Source organism: Pseudomonas sp. FYR_5, assembly GCF_043106315.1.
Taxonomy (GTDB): Bacteria; Pseudomonadota; Gammaproteobacteria; order Pseudomonadales; family Pseudomonadaceae; genus Aquipseudomonas; species Aquipseudomonas putida_Y.
The window spans coordinates 1-18,072 of record NZ_JBICMK010000055.1 but is presented as its reverse complement, the minus strand read 5'-3'; the positions used below and the strand labels follow the sequence as shown (position 1 = coordinate 18,072).

Below are 18,072 nucleotides of genomic sequence, written 5' to 3'. Positions count from 1 at the left end.
GTTACAGCGCCGTGGCGGCCTGCAAGGCGCCACGGTGTTTACTTCACCCAAGAGTCACGCGCATGCCGCAACCCTATATTTTCAGGACCGTCGAGCTGGACAACCAGTCCATCCGCACAGCTGTTCGCCCCGGCAAGCCGCACCTGACGCCGCTGCTGATCTTCAACGGCATCGGCGCCAACCTCGAGCTGGTGTTTCCGTTCATCGAAGCACTTGACCCGGACCTGGAAGTCATCGCCTTCGATGTGCCCGGGGTCGGCGGCTCGTCCACACCGCGCCACCCGTATCGCTTCCCTGGGCTGGCCAAGCTGACCGCGCGGATGCTCGACTACCTCGACTACGGCCAGGTCAACGTCATCGGCGTGTCCTGGGGCGGCGCCCTGGCCCAGCAGTTTGCTCACGATTACCCCGAGCGCTGCAAGAAGCTGGTGCTGGCCGCCACCGCTGCCGGCGCGGTAATGGTGCCAGGCAAGCCCAAGGTGCTGTGGATGATGGCCAGCCCCCGGCGCTACGTGCAGCCGTCGCATGTCATCCGCATTGCGCCGATGATCTATGGCGGCGGCTTCCGACGTGACCCCGACCTGGCCATGCACCACGCCGCCAAGGTGCGCTCCGGCGGCAAGCTGGGCTACTACTGGCAACTGTTCGCCGGGCTCGGCTGGACCAGCATCCACTGGCTGCACAAGATCCAGCAGCCCACCCTGGTACTGGCCGGTGACGACGACCCGCTGATCCCGCTGATCAACATGCGCCTGCTGTCCTGGCGGATTCCCAATGCCCAGCTACACATTATCGACGACGGCCATCTGTTCCTGATCACCCGTGCCGAAGCCGTCGCCCCGATCATCATGAAGTTCCTGCAGGAAGAACGTCAGCGTGCGGTAATGCATCCCCGTCCGGCCTCGGGGGGGTGAAACAGCTGCGGCCTGACAGGAAAATGGATTAGACGAGGGAGTGTTGCCATGAAAGACAAACCGGCCAAAGGATCGAAAACGCTCCCCGCCACCCGCATGAACGTACAGAACGCCATCCTCGGCCTTCGCGGCCGTGACCTGCTTTCCACGCTACGCAACGTCGGCCGCCACGGCCTGCGCCATCCGCTGCATACCGCGCATCATCTGCTGGCGCTTGGCGGGCAGTTGGGGCGGGTGATGCTGGGGGACACGCCCTACCAGCCGAACCCGCGTGACGCACGCTTCAGTGACCCGACCTGGAGCCAGAACCCGTTCTACCGCCGCGGCCTGCAGGCCTATCTGGCCTGGCAGAAGCAGACACGCCAGTGGATCGATGAAAGCCACTTGAACGACGATGATCGAGCCCGCGCCCACTTCCTGTTCAACCTGATCAACGATGCGCTGGCGCCCAGCAACTCACTGCTCAATCCGCTGGCGGTCAAGGAGCTGTTCAATACCGGCGGCCAGAGCCTGGTGCGCGGCGTGGCCCACCTGCTCGACGACCTGCGTCACAACGATGGGCTGCCGCGTCAGGTGGACGAGCGCGCCTTTGAAGTGGGCGTTAACCTGGCCGCAACCCCTGGCGCAGTGGTATTTCGCAACGAACTGCTGGAGCTGATCCAGTACTCGCCGATGAGCGAGAAACAGCACGCACGCCCACTGCTGGTCGTGCCGCCTCAGATCAACAAGTTCTACATCTTCGACCTCAGCGCTACCAACAGCTTCGTCCAGTACATGCTCAAAAGCGGCTTGCAGGTGTTCATGGTCAGCTGGCGCAACCCCGACCCACGCCACCGCGAATGGGGCCTTTCCAGCTACGTGCAAGCCCTGGAGGAAGCGCTCAATGCCTGCCGCAGTATCAGCGGCAACCGCGACCCCAACCTGATGGGCGCCTGTGCCGGTGGCCTGACCATGGCCGCACTGCAAGGCCACCTGCAAGCCAAGAAGCAATTGCGTCGGGTGCGCAGTGCCACGTATCTGGTCAGCTTGCTGGACAGCAAGTTCGAAAGCCCGGCCAGCCTGTTCGCCGATGAGCAGACCATCGAAGCGGCCAAGCGACGCTCTTATCAACGTGGCGTGCTGGACGGTGGCGAAGTGGCGCGGATCTTTGCCTGGATGCGGCCCAACGACCTGATCTGGAACTACTGGGTCAACAACTACCTGCTCGGCAAGACACCGCCGGCTTTCGACATCCTGTACTGGAATGCCGACAGCACGCGCCTACCCGCCGCGCTGCATGGCGACCTGCTGGAGTTTTTCAAGCTCAACCCCTTGACCTACGCGTCCGGGCTGGAGGTGTGCGGTACGCCGATCGACCTGCAGCAGGTCAATATCGACAGCTTTACCGTGGCCGGCAGCAACGACCACATCACGCCATGGGACGCGGTGTACCGTTCGGCCTTGCTGCTGGGTGGCGAGCGGCGCTTCGTGCTGGCCAACAGCGGGCATATCCAGAGCATCATCAACCCGCCAGGCAACCCCAAGGCCTACTACCTGGCCAACCCCAAGCTAAGCAGCGACCCGCGCGCCTGGTTCCACGACGCCAAGCGCAGCGAAGGCAGCTGGTGGCCGTTGTGGCTGGAGTGGATCACCGCACGCTCCGGCCTGCTCAAGGCGCCGCGCACTGAACTGGGCAACGCCACTTACCCACCGCTAGGCCCCGCGCCAGGCACCTACGTGCTGACCCGATGAGCTGCTGACTGGATGAAAACCCGCGACCGTATCCTTGAGTGCGCCCTGCAGTTGTTCAACCAGCAGGGCGAACCCAACGTATCCACCCTGGAAATTGCCAACGAACTCGGCATCAGCCCAGGCAACCTGTACTACCACTTCCATGGCAAGGAGCCCTTGGTACTGGGCTTGTTCGAGCGTTTTGAGGAAGCGTTGATGCCGCTGCTGGACCCGCCGCTGGAGGTGCGTCTGGACGCAGAGGATTATTGGCTGTTTCTGCACTTGATCGTCGAGCGCATGGCTCAGTACCGCTTCCTTTTCCAGGACTTGTCCAACCTCACCGGGCGCCTGCCCAAGCTCGCCCGAGGCATGCGCGGCCTGATCAATGCAATCAAACGCACGCTGGCGGCGCTGTTGGCCAGCCTCAAGAGCCAGGGGCTGGTAGAGAGTGATACCCAGGCGCTGGGGCAACTGGTGGAGCAGATCACCCTGACGCTGATGTTCTCGCTGGATTACCAGCGTGTGCTGGGGCGCGAGGGGGATGTGGGGATCGTGGTGTACCAGGTGATGATGCTGGTGGCGCCGCATCTGCAGGCCCAGGCACGGGCGGCGGCGGAGCAGCTGGCAGTGAAGTACCTGGAGGGGTAGGCCTGCTGGATATGTAGTGTTGCAGCCGACGCATTCGCGGGTAAACCCGCTCCTACAAGGTTTGGCGCATCTTGTGGGAGCGGGTTTATCCGCGAAGAAGGCGACGCGGTATCAGATCAGGGTACCGGTGCCGGTAGGTGCCGATGGCGTGCTGCTGGCCGGGGTGGCGGCAGGTGCTGGTGCCGGTGCAGCGGTCGCGGCAGGTGCAGCGCTGGCCGCTGGGGCGGCTGGCTTGGCGGCTGCCGGTTTGGCCGGAGCCTTCTTCACCGCAGGTTTCTTGGCCGCTGCCGGCTTCGCCGCAGGCTTGGCTGCTGCGGACTTGGCAGCAGGTTTGGCCGCTGCGGTTTTAGCAGCAGGTTTGGCCGCCGCCGTTTTCGCCGCAGGCTTGGCTGCCGCTGCCTTGGCCAATGGCTTGGCCGCAGCCTTGCCCGCAGCCGGCTTGGTCGCTGCAGTGCGCGACGAAATCGGCGTAACCGAAGCACCGGTCAACTTCTCGATCTGCTTGGTCAGGCTATCCACCTGCTGGTGCAGTGCCTTGATCTCGTTGCGGCTCGGCACGCCAAGACGCGAGATGGCGCTGTTAAGGCGCTTGTCGAAGGCTTCTTCGAGTTCGCTCCACTTGCCCAGCGCACGGTCCTTCACGCCCGACACCCGCGAAGTGGTCGAAGACTTGGCAGTCTCGGCAACATCTTCAGCCGTTTTTTTCGCCTGTTTCTCGGCCTTCTCGCCATCCTTCACCAACGAGTCGAACAGCTTCGGGCCGTCCTGGTCGATCTTCGAATAGATACCCAGCCCCGCCAGCCAGATCTTGCGGGAGTATTTCTCGATCCCGCCGACCCAGGAGCTGCCTTCTTTTTCGGTGTTCTTCTTGCCAGCCATCCTGCTCTCCTTATGGTTTGTGCGCGACACGCTCAAGCAGCTCATGCAACTGTTCAAGCTTGATCGACAACGCCTCAACGTCATGTTTAGACGGAATACCCAGGCGATTCAAGGCGCGACCGACCCGTGCGTCGAAAGCTTTTTCGATCTTGTCGAGTTGAATTTCTACCTTGCCGCGTACGCGGCTCACTTCTTCACCGACTTCGTCAAGCTGGTGGTTGGCGGCATCGAGCTCTTTGTCGATGCGCTTCTTGCCGCGCGTCTCGACACTTTCACCCGCCCTGACCAGCTCCTTGAAATAATCAGAGCCTTCCTGACCAACGCGGGCGTAGGCGCCGATACCGGCCAGCCAGATCTTGCGCGCATAGCCGCGCACCTCGCCAAGCGTGCCCAGGGCTTCGTCTTTTTTCTTCACAATCACTTTGGCCATGCTGTGTACCTCATGCTCATGAGTGGTGGAAAACCGCCCACGGAGGTTGGGCTTGAACATAAGGTAGGGAAGAAAATTAGAAACCTCACCCTAAGGTCTTCGTTGTCGCATCTATATACCGCAAGCCCCTTCGCCCATAGCGCTAGCGTCGCAAGCTTCACCTCACGGACATCGACGCCATGACTGTTGTAGCAAACCCACCCAGGCTGACGTTCAAGCAAAGCGTGGCAGCCTGTTTCTCCAAACGCCCCAGCCTGCGGGACGTTTTATCAAAGGAAGCATTCCAGACTTTCAGCGACCGGTATCCATGGTTGCACCGCAACCATCCTCATATCACATCGCTCGACCCTTTCGTCATCCTGCATGCACCGGCCAGCACAGATGATCTGCCACGTCAGAGCGGGCTGCTGGACGAGCTTCTCCGGCATTTCCTGACCAAGGAACGTGTGCAACTGGGCGCCTCAGACAAGCTGAGCATCAGCCCTCCCCATGTGTTTCATATTCAGGAGCAAGCCCAGGACAACATTCGCCAACCCGAAATCATGCCGGACCTGACGAAGCTCAGCGATGACTTCGATACCGTGCTTGGTGCGTTGATACCGGCCTTCCAGCAAGCCCAGATCGGCTTCTGGAACGGGCTCGACGAAGACAGCCAAGTCTCGCGCATGCTCTGGCTGGAGCACACCATCAAGGCTGCATTGCTCGAGAACCTCCCTCGCCAAGGCCTTGGAGATGATGAAAAAGCGGCAATGTACGCCCTGCTCGACGGGGTATTCGACAGCCTGGCTGTCGAGGCGATACAAGTCACGCTCGGAACGGATGGCGGGGCACACACCGTTACCCTACCGGATCTGTTGCTCATCACCACAAGCGGCACCCGCAGCCTGGTTCTGCAATGCAAGCCCTGCGGTTCGGTTCATCGCCATGTCGACCTGCCCAGCTTTGCCACCGCGCTGCAACGGCAGCTAGCGCAACGTTATCGCTTCGAAACGTTGTCCTGGGCACACACGCCAGTAATCGGACGCCCTTTCGCCTTCCAGGTCAGGCAACTGCTGAACGATATCCTGGACGACATCGGCCGCCTGCGTATTGGCGGCCTGACAACCGTCGACGAACTGGAGCGACAACTGCGCCAGGTGAGCGACCCGTCAGCTTACTTCTTCGACCTGCCTTCGCAGGAACGAACTGCACCCGCCGTCAGTCCGCCGCGATGGCTGCTCAATGCCAGCGCTGAGGACCGCTATGCCTATCACACTGCACTGCTCGATCTGGCGGCGAGCCAAGGTCGGTCGAAGGGCTGCACATCCCTGGGCGATGTTGAAGACATCCGTGATTACGCCGCTCGCCGCTTGCGTGAGACCCTGCAGACCAGCTACCCAGACAAGGCGGTACACGACCCGAACAAGGTGCGCATCCGCATTTCCCAGGCCATCATCGGCGCCGCTACACAAGGGCAGTCACTGTTCTTGTACTCGGTTTCCCTGACCGACCTGGCGATTTCACGCCTGCGGCTGGAGGCTGGCGAGGTGATGAGCGGGATGAACTTCGAGGACGGCTCGCCTGTGACCGACTGGCTGAGCATCGACCAGATCAGGGGCCTGATTCATCAGGTCGACATCGGCGGCCACTACCCCTCCTACCTGAAGGACCAAGTCAACACCCAGCCGCGCAGAGCCGAGCGAATCCGCCAGCATGCCAGGGAATGGCGTTACGCCCTTCGGTTCAGCACGCTGAAGGCCAAGATCGAGCGACAGCTTGGCGAAGCGGCAAGCCAGGCAATGCTCAGGTTCTGCCAGGGCATGGACAATGGCGTGGACCTTCTGCGCATCGCCCCCCTGGCGTTCCTTTGCGCGCCTGGCGCTTCGGCAAGCGATGTTGCGCACGGGATGTTCATCATCGAAATACCGGCAAGCGGCAGCTGGGTCTTGTACCGCCCATTCTATGCCGACAGGGCGTTGCAGGAATTTCCGAACCTCGAATTGCTGATGGACGCAATCCGCAGCAGGGGCGAACTGCAAGAGAGCGTACTGGCCTGGCTTGAGGATGACGCGCGTCCGACTTACCAGAACGACGGGTTCAAGCACCCGCACCTGCACCCGAACATGACCAAGCTGACGCACCTGCTCAATGTGCCGGTCGAGCTGCTGGACCGCCTTTTGCAACGCCTCAGACGCCCGGTCCAGGCCTCGTTCCAGGCCTGGACGGATGATCTGGACACCCACCTGTTCAACGCCCGCATCGAGACCATGTTATTGGCCTCAGCCAGCAACAGCGTCTCCAATGCCCAGGAAGTGCGGGCTTTGGTGAAGGAGGCTGCGTGGGCGATCTTCAATACCGTCACCCAACTTTGGCATGGCCCGATGACCACCCTGGTGTGGCTGGTGGTGGCGCTGTCGGCAGCCAAGGAAGACGTCGAGGCGCTGATCAAGCGCAGCGGTGACGACAAGATCGTCGCAGCCATAGACCTGGTCACCAACCTGGCCTTGCTCCTTGCCCACCGCCCTGCAACGCCACCTGCCAACAGCGAAGAGCCCGCCAGGCTACGTTTTTCAGGCCCTGCGCCGAAGGAAGAGACCCCGCCCCCAGCGCTCGAGCAGCCACAGGAGAAACCCTGGCAGGCCCCCGTCGAAGCGCCGCAGCCCACGCTCGTGCGTGTAGATGGCTGGCATGACGAACAGCGCCTGAGCAACCTGTCGGTACAGGAGCGCCAGTCACTGGCCCAACTGCAAGCCTCGCAGCCACTCGAGGGGCACGCGCCACTGCCAACGGGCCGTTTGCGTGGGTTGTACAATATTGCCGGCCGTTACTACGCCAAGCTGGGCGATGGCGCCTATGAGGTCATCGAGACGTGGAACGGCATGCAGATCATCGGTCCCGAGCCGAGCAGCAGCGAGTGGGTGTCCCAATGGAATGGCGCCCCGGACGGCTACCATATCGTTGGCCGTGAACGCCAAAAAGGCCCCTGGCTGACGCGCTGGAATGGCCAATGGACCGTGAATCTGAACCTCTCTGGCGGCATGCCAAGGAACAGGCAATCCATCAACGCTGAAAACCGCCAGCGGTTCGACACCTTGAGTACAACCGCCACGGCGAACCAACAAGCGCTGAACCAGATGGCGCCACTTATGGAACGCAGCCAAGTGCAACTGCAGGCTTATGACGACCTCGCGCTGGAGTACAGCCTGGCTGTCGATGCTCTGCCTGCACAGGAGCGCGCTTCACCGCCGCCAGCATTGCAACTTCAGAGGCAGGCACTCAAAGCCCAGCGCCTGCGCCACTTGCCAGAGATCAGGGCATCCGCGCTCTACCTGGAACGGCAGAGCACGCTGTTGCATGGGAACATCGAAGTGTTCAAGGAGATGGCCGAACCACGGTTCAGCAAATTCGACACCCGAGCCCCGAGCCGACGCCGATACGGCAATTGGTACGGCGCAGCCATCGAAAACGACATGCTGCTGTGCCGCCGCTTGCTGGAGCAGGTCGACCACCAGGCACTGAGCGCACAGGCCACCGGGCTGCCCCGCGTTCCAGAGACTGCCGAGCAGATACAGCAATACCTCGACTATCGCGAGCGGGTACGCGATTCCTGCCAAGCCAGCCGCCGCCTGCTTGTCGTCAGCCAGCGGCTGGACCGGATCCTGGCGGAAACACTGCAGGACCCCAAGATCGATTTTGCCAATAAAGCCACGAAACTCGCTCAGACCATCCGACGCAGAACGTATTCGACATTGGTCATTCGGGCCCAGCTGCTCAGTGACCTGGCCTACCTCGCCGTGGACAAGACCCGCCTCTCTGCGGACACGGCCGAGGATTTGCTTGCGATGCGCGCGCCGCTCAGCGGCATCGAATTCAGCAGCACGGTATGGAGCCACGACGGGCTGGCAGCCACCGAAGAGACGGCCCAGGTCAAAGCCGAACTGCTTGAGGATATCCTTCAGAAATACCGTACCGTGCTGGACCGCGCCCAATACATGAAAACGCTGGACTCGCCTGCGCTGGTCGCTGACGTACTGGACGAATACATACGCGAACTGTCCACGATTGCCCAGATCACAGAGCAGCAACTGAGCGCGACCTTGACCAACCTCGACAGCGGCATCAGCCCCCCCTCGCCAACGCCCTATCATCGGCCCGCGACGATCAGACGCCGGGTCATCCGTGTTGACCGAGGTCGACCGCTACTGGTGGAAATAGACCAAATGGGCAACCGTGCTATCCAGCGCAGTGCATTCAACCAGGAGCCTGCGGGTAGCTTCACGCAACGCGACGGGGTGTGGCATGCCGTGCCTGAGCAAGCGCGGCCGGCCCAGCATGACCGCGCACAGCTGCGCCAGCGAGCAAACCGCCTGCTGGCAGAGGTGGATGGAAAAATCGCCTTCGCCGCTCACTATGCCGATGAGCCCAACAGCCTGAGCGACTTTCTGGAATGGCCGGCAGGTGACATGCGCGAAGTGCAGCAGCAACTGACCGAGCTTAACAATCCACTGGATTACGGCTTGGTCGACCTCCTTCGGGCAGCGGTAGACCGCGTCCATCACGAAAAACTTCGGCTACTCACCGACGCGTATCTGAACACCCGCCATCCCGACGGCAAGGCCCTTCGCTTCCTGGCTGAGCAGAAGCGGATTCGGATCAGGCAAACCGTGATTCGCCGACAGTTACGTCACGTCAATGATTACCTCGACGTCTACGAGGTTCGCGATGTGCAAGCGCCACAGCGGTTACTGTGGGAGGCGCATTTTCATTATCCCAGCCTCGAAGCGAGGGGGCATGACTTCGTCAAGGGCCACCTCAAATTCTGGGATGCGGGCGTAAGGGGCCGCAAGGCCCTGCTCGAGCAAGCCGCAGACGCACGCGAGCGCATCGCGATCTACCGCGGCGATCTGCGCCTGGAGCAGGTGATTGGTATCATTCCTTTCCCGGCGGACGCGCCGCAGTAGCCACAGGGCGGCGCCGGCTCAGGCCAGGGCCTTGTCCAGCGCCCGCTCGATTTCACCTTTGATGGTGCCGCTCATCATCGACAGCATCATGCCCAGCTTCAATTCGACGCGGATGCTGTCGTCGCCAATGTGCACACTGCCATTGGCGCCACTGCGCGCAACGTCCACGCGGTCACCGTTCCAGGTGGCCTTGAGGTCGTACTCGCGGCTGAGCTTGTCGACCAGCGCTTCGGCCTTGGCGCGGGCGGCATCACGGCCGAGGGAGTGTTTGCGTTCGACGCTGATCTGGGTCATGCGGACGTTCCTGAAGATGTAGACATAATGCGCATTATGCCCGCCCCTGCCCACTGGCACACCCCGCCAAGACAAATCCGCCCGTTCGCCCTAGAATGGCGGTAATTTTTTCCGGTGAAGCGATATGAACGACCAGCGCAAAGGCGACCACGCCGAACCCACCACCCATTTCGGCTATCAGGACGTGCCTGAAAGCCAGAAGGCGAAGAAAGTCGCCGAAGTGTTCCACTCGGTGGCAGCCAAGTACGACCTGATGAACGACGTGCTTTCCGGCGGCATGCACCGCCTGTGGAAGCGCTTTACCATCGAGCTGTCAGGCGTGCGCAGCGGCAACCGCGTGCTGGACATCGCCGGCGGTACCGGTGACCTGGCGGCCAAGTTCTCGCGTCTTGTCGGGCCGACCGGGCAGGTGGTGCTGGCCGACATCAACGATTCGATGCTCAAGGTAGGCCGTGACCGACTGCTTGACCGCGGCGTGGCCGGCAATATCGAGTTCGTCCAGGCCGATGCTGAAAAGCTGCCGTTCCCGGACAACCACTTCGACTGCGTGACCATCGCTTTCGGCCTGCGCAACGTCACCCACAAGGACGCCGCCATCCGTTCGATGCTGCGCGTGCTCAAGCCCGGTGGCCGCCTGTTGATCCTGGAGTTCTCCAAGCCGACCAACAAGCTGATGTCCAAGGCCTACGACGCCTACTCGTTCGCCTTCATGCCGCTGGCTGGCAAGCTGATCACCAATGACGCCGAGAGCTACCGTTATCTCGCCGAGTCGATCCGCATGCACCCTGACCAGGAAACCCTGAAGAGCATGATGGTCGAGGCCGGTTTCGACCGCGTCACCTATCACAACATGACCAGCGGCATCGTTGCCGTGCACCGGGGAATCAAACCCTGATGTTGCTGGCCGGGCTGCTCGCCAGCGTCGAACATGGCCTGAACCGCGTCCTGCGCATGGACAGCACGGCCCTGCCGCGGCTGGCCGCGCTGGAAGGCAAGGTCATCGAAATCGACTGCCGCCAACCGGCCCTGCAGCTGTTCATCTTGCCCGACGAAGAAGGCCTGATGCTCGCCGCCCACTGGCAGGGTGAGATCGACTGCAGCCTGCGCGCCCCCGCCGGTAGCCTGGCGCAACTGGCCCTGGCCAAGGACAAGACCGCCGTGCTGCACAGCCCGCAAGTCGAGCTGCACGGCGACAGCGCTGTACTGCTTGACCTGTTCGGCGTGCTGCAGGACCTGGAACTGGACTGGGAGCACGAGCTGCAACGCTGGCTTGGCCCGGTCGCCACAGCAATGCTGGCCGGCCATATCCGCCTGCGCGCTCGCTGGACTCGCCAAGGCCTGGCACGTTTCAGCCAGAACCTGTCCGAATACCTGGCCGAGGAATCCCGCACCTTGGTCGGCAAGCGCGAGGCCGAAGCCGCCTTCAGCGAACTCGATGCCTTGAAACTTGATACAGAACGCCTCGAAGCGCGCCTCAGGCGCCTGTCCCGATCCCTTGATACCAGCGATAACGCATGAAGCTGCTCGCCGTCCGACGTCTTTTTCGCATCCAGCGTGTGGTGATCCGCTACCGCCTCGATGACCTGCTGTTCGACCAACCCTTGCTGCCCTGGTGGCTGGCCAGCCTGCGCCTGTTGATGCCGTGGCGCTGGCTGCCACGCAAACCCACCGAGCTCAGCCGTGGCGCGCGCCTGCGCCTGGCGCTGCAGGACCTGGGGCCGATCTTCATCAAGTTCGGCCAGCTGCTTTCCACCCGCCGCGACCTGCTCCCCCCCGACATCGCCGACGAGCTGATGCGGTTGCAGGACCGTGTCCCCCCCTTCGACCCGAAAAAAGCCGTGGCCTTGATCGAGGAACAGCTCGGTGCGAAGGTCGGCGAGGTGTTCAGCCGCTTCGACGTCGAGCCACTGGCCTCGGCCTCGGTGGCCCAGGTGCACGCCGCACGCCTGAAAACCGGCGAAGAGGTGGTGGTCAAGGTGGTGCGTCCGGGCCTGAAACCGGTCATCGCCCAGGACCTGGCCTGGCTGTTCCTGATCGCAAAGGCCGCTGAACGTGCCTCGGCGGATGCCCGTCGCCTGCACCCGGTGGAAATCGTCGGCGACTACGAAAAAACCATCTACGACGAGCTCGACCTGCTGCGCGAGGCTGCCAACGCCAGCCAGCTGCGGCGCAACTTCGAAGGCTCCGAGCTGATGTACGTGCCCCAGGTGTACTGGGACCTGTGCCGCCCCAAGGTGCTGGTGATGGAGCGCATCTACGGCGTACCGGTGACCGACATGACCACCCTGGCCGACCAGCGCACCGACATGAAGCTGCTGGCCGAGCGCGGCGTGGAAGTGTTCTTCACCCAGGTGTTCCGCGACAGCTTCTTCCATGCCGACATGCACCCCGGCAACATCTTCGTCAGCACGGTCAAGCCGTGGAGCCCGCAGTACATTGCCATCGACTGCGGCATCGTCGGCAGCCTCACCGCCGAGGACCAGGACTACCTGGCGCGCAACCTGTTTGCCTTCTTCAAACGTGACTACCGCCGCGTGGCCCAGTTGCACATCGACTCGGGCTGGGTGCCGGCAAACACCAAGGTCAACGAGTTCGAAGCAGCGATTCGCACCGTGTGCGAGCCGATCTTCGAAAAACCGTTAAAAGATATTTCCTTCGGCCAAGTGCTGATGCGCCTGTTCCAGACCGCACGGCGCTTCAACATGGAAGTGCAGCCACAGTTGGTATTGCTGCAGAAAACCCTGCTCAACATCGAAGGCCTGGGCCGTCAGCTGTACCCCGACCTGGACCTGTGGAGCACCGCCAAACCGTACCTCGAACGCTGGATGCGCGACCGCTATAGCCCCAAGGCCGTGTTCGGCAACCTGCACAGCCAGGTCGAGCAACTGCCACACCTGGCCGGCATGACCCGCGACCTGCTCGAACGCCTGTCGCAGCCTCACCTGCACGATCCACAATTGCCGGAACGGCGCCGCCAGGGCGACCGCTGGGCGCTGCGCCTGCTCGGCGCCGGCCTGCTCGGCGGTGGCGCAGTTTTGGCCGCAGGCGCTGCTGAAACCGCCAGCCTGGCCGCCCCGGCCGCCTGGCCCGCCTGGTTGATGCTGGCTGCGGGCCTTTACCTGATCGTGCGCCAATAGCCAGCCGCGCCTGTGGCTGGCACACTAGCGCAAAGGGCCTGGCACAGGAACGGGCCCGCTTTGGAGTCGACGATGAAAGACTGGCTGGACGAGATCAAGTGGAACAGCGATGGCCTGGTACCGGCAATCGCTCAGGACCACAAGACCGGACGTGTGCTGATGATGGCCTGGATGAACCGTGAATCGCTGGCCCTGACCGCCGCCGAGCAGCGTGCCATCTACTGGTCGCGTTCGCGTGGCAAGCTGTGGCGTAAAGGCGAGGAATCCGGGCATGTGCAAAAACTGCATGAGCTGCGCCTGGACTGCGACGCCGACGTGATCATCCTGATGGTCGAGCAACTGGGCCATATCGCCTGCCATACCGGTCGTGAAAGCTGCTTCTACCGCGTCTATGAAGACGGCCAGTGGAAAATCGTCGACCCGGTCCTGAAGGATCCGGATGCCATCTACAACGCAGGACACTGACATGAGCGACACCCTCAACCGCCTGGCCGAAGTGCTTGAAGAACGCAAGCAAGCGGCGCCTGACAGCTCCTACGTGGCCAGCCTGTACCACAAGGGCCTGAACAAGATCCTTGAAAAGCTCGGCGAAGAGTCGGTCGAAACGATCATCGCGGCCAAGGATGCCCAGATCAGCAAGGATTACAGCGATGTCATCTACGAAACCGCCGACCTGTGGTTTCATAGCCTGGTGATGCTCAGTGCGCTGGGCCAGCATCCGCAAGCCGTGCTGGATGAGCTGGAACGCCGCTTCGGCTTGTCCGGGCATGATGAGAAGGCCGCACGCCAGCCATCTGCCTGACGTTCAATTGGGGGCACCGTGCAGCCCGGATAGGGCCAACACACAATTTTCAGGAGTACGAAATGGGTATCTTTGACTGGAAACACTGGATCGTCCTGCTGGTCGTCGTGGTCCTGGTGTTCGGCACCAAGAAGCTGAAGAACTTCGGCAGCGACCTAGGCGAATCGATCAAGGGCTTCCGCAAGGCCATGAACGAGGAAGAGTCCAAGCCGGCCGAGCAGACTCCGCCGCCTGCCCAGCCTGTGCCGCCGGTGCAAAACACCGCGCAGCCGCAACAAGGCCACACAATCGAAGGCCAGGCACAACCGGTCCAAGAGCCGCAGCGGAAAGACTGACCCATGTTCGGCATGAGTTTCAGCGAGCTGCTGCTCGTCGGCCTGGTCGCCCTGCTGGTGCTCGGCCCCGAGCGCCTGCCGGATGCCGCGCGCACGGCAGGCCTGTGGATCGGGCGGCTCAAGCGCAGCTTCAACAGCATCAAGATGGAAGTGGAGCGCGAAATTGGCGCCGACGACATCCGCCGCCAGCTGCACAATGAGCACATCCTGCAGATGGAAGAGGAAGCCAAGCGCATCCTCAACCCGCTAGCGCCACCCGCACAGCCGCCAGTGACCACGGCCAGTGTGCAGCCACCTGCCGGGCTCGAAACCAGGCCGGTTGTCGAGCCAGCTGCCACCCCGGCCGCTTCTTCTGAACCGCCTCAACCGCCGCGAGCCCCATGAGCGAGAACCCGGAACACGACCAGCCAATGCCGCTGGTTTCGCACCTGACCGAACTGCGCACCCGCCTGCTGCGCTGCGTTGCCGTCATTTTCCTGATCTTTGCCGGGCTGTTCTCCTTCGCCCAGCAGATCTACACACTGGTTTCCGCGCCACTGCGCGAGCACTTGCCGGCCGATGCAACGATGATCGCCACCGATGTGGCCTCGCCGTTCCTCACGCCGTTCAAGCTGACCATGATCGTCTCGCTGTTCCTGGCCATCCCGTTCATCCTCCAGCAGATCTGGGGCTTTATCGCGCCAGGGCTATACCGCCATGAAAAGCGCATCGCCATTCCACTGTTGGTGTCGAGCATCTTCCTGTTCTATGCCGGCATGGCCTTCGCCTATTTTCTGGTATTCCCGCTGATCTTCGGTTTCTTCGCCAGCGCCACGCCAGAAGGCGTTTCGATGATGACCGACATCGCAAGCTATCTCGACTTCGTGATGACGCTGTTCTTCGCCTTTGGCGTGGCCTTCGAAATCCCGGTGGCAGTGGTGCTGCTGGTGTGGATCGGCGTCGTCGACGTGAAGTACCTGAAAAAGGCCCGCCCCTATGTGATCATCGGCTGCTTCGTGGTCGGCATGGTCCTCACCCCACCGGACATTTTCTCCCAGACCCTGCTGGCCGTGCCCATGTGGCTGCTGTTCGAGATCGGTGTGCTGTGCGGCAGCCTGATCCGCAAGCGCAGCGCCCACGACGAAACCGCCGACGACCATAACGACCAGCCACCTGCGACCCAACCGTGAACCTGTTGCTTCTTGAAGAGACCGACTTCGTTTCGGCCAACCGCGTCGTTCTTGCTGATCGGCGCTTCACCCATATGCAGGAAATCCACCGCGTGGTGGTGGGCGACAACCTGCGCGTGGGCCGTATCAATGGCCTGATGGGCAAGGCCACGGTGCTGCGCCTGGAAAAACACGAAGCCGAGCTGGCAGTGACCTTCGACCGGCAGCCACCGGCCAAGCTGCCGCTGACCCTGGTGCTGGCGGTACCTCGGCCGAAAATGCTGCGACGGCTGTTCCAGACCGTGGCCACACTGGGTGTACCGCGGCTGATCCTGCTGAACAGCTACAAGGTCGAGAAAAGCTTCTGGCAAACGCCCTTCCTGCAGCCCGACACCATTCGCGAGAACCTGATCCTGGGCCTGGAACAGGCGCGCGACACCGTGCTGCCCGAGGTGATCATCGAAAAGCGCTTCAAGCCTTTTGTCGAAGACCGCCTGCCCACCATCGCCGCCGGCACTTTGGGGCTGGTCGGCCACCCCGGCCCTTACCCAGCCTGTCCGCGCGCCGTAGAACAAGCCGTTACCCTGGCCATTGGCCCCGAGGGTGGCTGGATCCCCTACGAGATCGACCTGCTGGGCAAGGCAGGCCTGGCGCCGGTGCAGCTGGGTGATCGCATCTTGCGGGTGGAGACCGCCGTCACCGCGCTGCTTTCGCGTATTTTCTGACACAATCACCCCTTTTTCGCCCATCAAGTTTCCCTCTTCCGGGCCGATGGCCTTGGCAACAAAACAATTATTTGTGCTGCCAAGCCGCCGGGGAGTCGAACATGTATCAATGGTTAGCCCAATCGCTGGGCAATGTGAGCGTCAATCGCAAACTGGGGCTGGGCTTCGGCCTGGTGCTGCTGTTGACCTTGGCCATTACCCTGGTCGGCTGGCACGGCATGGACAGCATCATCGACCGTGGCGACAAACTGGGAAATATCTCTGTCGTCCAGCAATACACCCAGGAACTGCGCATCGCCCGCCAGCTCTATGATCGCCGCCGCGACGACGCTTCGCTGGCAGAGTTGGAAAAAGCCCTGGGCAACCTCGACCGCCAGGTGCAACTGATGCTTGGCCAGATCGAGCAACCCGCCGACCGCCAGCGCCTCGAACAGCAGCGCGAGGCAGTGCGCGTCTACCAGCAGGCATTCAACGAGCTGAAGCAGGCCGACCAACGCCGCGAAGCCAGCCGTGATGTACTGGGTAGCAGCGCCGATAAAGTCGTGGAGTTGATTGGCCGCGTACAGCGCAGCCTGCTGCAGGGTGCAGACATCAATCAGTACCAGCACGCGGTGGACGTCAGCGCCCTGCTGCAACAAGCGCGTTTCCAGGTGCGTGGCTACACCTACAGCGGCAATGCCGACTTCCAGCAAACGGCACTGAAAGCCATCGACCAGGCCTTGGCCGAGCTGCGCGCACTGCCGGCCAAAGTGCCAGCCGAACATGCTGCCAGCCTGGATGATGCCGCCACGGCCATGGGCGGCTACCGCGATGCCGTGACCCAGTTCGGCGACGCCCAGCGTGCCAGTGAGCAAGCGCTGCAAAGCATGGCTGAACAAGGCACGGTACTGCTGCAGGCCAGCCAGACGATGACCACCTCGCAAACCGAGGTGCGTAATGCCGCGGCCGCGCAGGCCAAAACACTGCTCACAGTCGCCACCGTGCTGGCATTGGCCCTTGGCCTGCTGGCTGCCTGGGCCATTACCCGGCAGATCATCATCCCTCTGCGCCAAACCCTGCGCGCCGCAGAACGTGTGGCCAGCGGAGACCTGACCCAGAGCCTGCAAGTACAACGCCGCGACGAACTGGGCCAATTGCAGGCCAGCATGCATCGCATGACCCAGGGCTTGCGTGAGCTGATCGGCGGCATTGGCGACGGCGTCACGCAGATCGCCAGCGCTGCCGAGGAGCTGTCGGCGGTGACAGAACAGACCAGCGCCGGGGTCAACAACCAGAAGGTCGAAACCGACCAGGTGGCGACGGCCATGAACCAGATGACAGCCACCGTGCACGATGTGGCACGCAATGCCGAACAGGCTTCGGAAGCCGCCCTGATGGCCGACCAGCAGGCCCGCGAGGGCGATCGCGTGGTGGGCGAGGCGGTGGCACAGATCGAGCGCCTGGCAAGCGAAGTGGTCAACTCCAGCGAAGCGATGAACCTGCTCAAGACCGAAAGCGACAAGATCGGCAGCGTACTCGACGTGATCAAATCGGTGGCCCAGCAAACCAACCTGCTGGCCCTCAACGCGGCCATCGAAGCGGCCCGCGCCGGTGAGGCCGGGCGTGGCTTTGCCGTGGTTGCCGACGAAGTGCGTAGCTTGGCCCAACGCACACAGCAATCGACCGAAGAGATTGAGGAGTTGATTGCCGGCCTGCAAAGCGGCACCCAACGGGTGGCCAGCGTGATGGACAACAGCCGACAACTGACCGACAGCAGCGTCGAGCTGACCCGCCGCGCCGGCAGCTCGTTGGAAACCATCACCCGCACGGTGTCGTCGATTCAGGCGATGAACCAGCAGATTGCCACGGCGGCCGAGGAGCAGACGGCGGTGGCCGAGGAGATCAACCGCAGCGTTATGAATGTGCGTGATATTTCCGACCAGACCTCGGCGGCGAGTGAGGAGACCGCCAGTTCCAGCGTGGAACTGGCGCGGTTGGGGACCCATTTGCAAGGGTTGGTTGGGCGGTTCAGGCTGTGATCTGAACTAGCGGTCACCCGGTCGGGCCTCTTCGCGGGTAAACCCGCTCCTGCACACATGTGCACAGGCCGTCGTAGGAGCGGGTTTACCCG

The 18,072-nt window shown here is 62.4% G+C and carries 17 protein-coding genes and 1 pseudogene; 15 read left to right on the top strand and 3 right to left on the bottom strand.

Annotated elements, in window-relative coordinates; all coding sequences use genetic code 11:
* The first annotated feature begins 62 nt into the window (after nt 1-62).
* The 3 genes from phaZ to ACF8RA_RS08300 are packed head-to-tail and all read left to right on the top strand — an operon-like array spanning nt 63 to nt 3,272.
* Nucleotides 63-914: a poly(3-hydroxyalkanoate) depolymerase gene (phaZ, locus tag ACF8RA_RS08310; protein WP_339444123.1), complete on the top strand. Its 852-nt coding sequence runs from the start codon at nt 63-65 to the stop codon at nt 912-914.
* A gap of 48 nt (nt 915-962) precedes the next feature.
* Nucleotides 963-2,645: a class II poly(R)-hydroxyalkanoic acid synthase gene (phaC, locus tag ACF8RA_RS08305; RefSeq protein ID WP_176683062.1), complete on the top strand. Its 1,683-nt coding sequence runs from the start codon at nt 963-965 to the stop codon at nt 2,643-2,645.
* Nucleotides 2,646-2,657: 12 nt separating this feature from the next.
* On the top strand, nt 2,658-3,272 hold the full coding sequence (locus ACF8RA_RS08300; RefSeq protein WP_392519031.1) for a TetR/AcrR family transcriptional regulator: 615 nt from the start codon (nt 2,658-2,660) through the stop codon (nt 3,270-3,272).
* 111 nt (nt 3,273-3,383) lie between these two features.
* Here the strand turns inward: ACF8RA_RS08300 and ACF8RA_RS08295 are convergent, their stop codons facing one another.
* On the bottom strand, nt 3,384-4,151 hold the full coding sequence (locus ACF8RA_RS08295) for a phasin family protein (RefSeq protein WP_392519029.1): 768 nt from the start codon (nt 4,149-4,151) through the stop codon (nt 3,384-3,386).
* A 10-nt stretch (nt 4,152-4,161) separates the two neighbouring features.
* Nucleotides 4,162-4,581 (bottom strand): phasin family protein, encoded by a 420-nt coding sequence (locus tag ACF8RA_RS08290; RefSeq protein WP_020191651.1) that lies wholly within the window; start codon nt 4,579-4,581, stop codon nt 4,162-4,164.
* 179 nt (nt 4,582-4,760) lie between these two features.
* Between ACF8RA_RS08290 and ACF8RA_RS08285 the strand changes: the two genes are divergently transcribed.
* Nucleotides 4,761-9,521 (top strand): hypothetical protein, encoded by a 4,761-nt coding sequence (locus tag ACF8RA_RS08285; RefSeq protein ID WP_392519026.1) that lies wholly within the window; start codon nt 4,761-4,763, stop codon nt 9,519-9,521.
* Nucleotides 9,522-9,539: 18 nt separating this feature from the next.
* Here the strand turns inward: ACF8RA_RS08285 and ACF8RA_RS08280 are convergent, their stop codons facing one another.
* Nucleotides 9,540-9,815 carry a polyhydroxyalkanoic acid system family protein gene (locus ACF8RA_RS08280; RefSeq protein ID WP_003249289.1) on the bottom strand — a complete coding sequence of 92 codons (276 nt, stop codon included), beginning with the start codon at nt 9,813-9,815 and terminating at the stop codon, nt 9,540-9,542.
* A 124-nt stretch (nt 9,816-9,939) separates the two neighbouring features.
* Here ACF8RA_RS08280 and ubiE point away from each other — a divergent pair, with 124 nt between their 5' ends.
* From ubiE to ACF8RA_RS08225, 11 genes and pseudogenes are all read left to right on the top strand, one after another.
* Complete coding sequence (gene ubiE / locus ACF8RA_RS08275; protein ID WP_004576729.1) at nt 9,940-10,710, top strand: bifunctional demethylmenaquinone methyltransferase/2-methoxy-6-polyprenyl-1,4-benzoquinol methylase UbiE; 771 nt, start codon at nt 9,940-9,942, stop codon at nt 10,708-10,710.
* Complete coding sequence (locus ACF8RA_RS08270) at nt 10,710-11,333, top strand: SCP2 domain-containing protein (RefSeq protein WP_392519024.1); 624 nt, start codon at nt 10,710-10,712, stop codon at nt 11,331-11,333. Before ubiE ends, ACF8RA_RS08270 begins: the two co-directional genes overlap by 1 nt.
* Entirely contained in the window at nt 11,330-12,952 is a 1,623-nt protein-coding gene (gene ubiB, locus ACF8RA_RS08265) for a ubiquinone biosynthesis regulatory protein kinase UbiB (RefSeq protein ID WP_103443686.1), read from the top strand. The genes ACF8RA_RS08270 and ubiB overlap by 4 nt, the downstream gene beginning before the upstream one ends.
* Before the next feature lie 72 nt (nt 12,953-13,024).
* Nucleotides 13,025-13,417 (top strand): phosphoribosyl-AMP cyclohydrolase, encoded by a 393-nt coding sequence (hisI, locus tag ACF8RA_RS08260; RefSeq protein WP_021783739.1) that lies wholly within the window; start codon nt 13,025-13,027, stop codon nt 13,415-13,417.
* A 1-nt stretch (nt 13,418) separates the two neighbouring features.
* Nucleotides 13,419-13,754 carry a phosphoribosyl-ATP diphosphatase gene (locus ACF8RA_RS08255; RefSeq protein ID WP_003249283.1) on the top strand — a complete coding sequence of 112 codons (336 nt, stop codon included), beginning with the start codon at nt 13,419-13,421 and terminating at the stop codon, nt 13,752-13,754.
* Between the two features lie 62 nt (nt 13,755-13,816).
* A complete protein-coding gene (locus ACF8RA_RS08250; RefSeq protein WP_209969551.1) occupies nt 13,817-14,089 on the top strand; it encodes a twin-arginine translocase TatA/TatE family subunit in 273 nt (90 codons plus the stop codon).
* 3 nt (nt 14,090-14,092) lie between these two features.
* Entirely contained in the window at nt 14,093-14,473 is a 381-nt protein-coding gene (gene tatB / locus ACF8RA_RS08245; RefSeq protein ID WP_392519022.1) for a Sec-independent protein translocase protein TatB, read from the top strand.
* Nucleotides 14,470-15,258 (top strand): twin-arginine translocase subunit TatC, encoded by a 789-nt coding sequence (gene tatC / locus ACF8RA_RS08240; RefSeq protein ID WP_176683055.1) that lies wholly within the window; start codon nt 14,470-14,472, stop codon nt 15,256-15,258. The genes tatB and tatC overlap by 4 nt, the downstream gene beginning before the upstream one ends.
* Nucleotides 15,255-15,962 (top strand): 16S rRNA (uracil(1498)-N(3))-methyltransferase, encoded by a 708-nt coding sequence (locus ACF8RA_RS08235; protein WP_176683054.1) that lies wholly within the window; start codon nt 15,255-15,257, stop codon nt 15,960-15,962. Before tatC ends, ACF8RA_RS08235 begins: the two co-directional genes overlap by 4 nt.
* Nucleotides 15,963-16,063: 101 nt before the next feature.
* Nucleotides 16,064-17,125 (top strand): annotated as a pseudogene (locus tag ACF8RA_RS08230) (methyl-accepting chemotaxis protein); the annotation flags it as partial.
* Nucleotides 17,108-17,980 carry a methyl-accepting chemotaxis protein gene (locus ACF8RA_RS08225; protein WP_370844176.1) on the top strand — a complete coding sequence of 291 codons (873 nt, stop codon included), beginning with the start codon at nt 17,108-17,110 and terminating at the stop codon, nt 17,978-17,980. The pseudogene ACF8RA_RS08230 and the gene ACF8RA_RS08225, both read left to right, overlap by 18 nt.
* Nucleotides 17,981-18,072 lie beyond the last annotated feature (92 nt).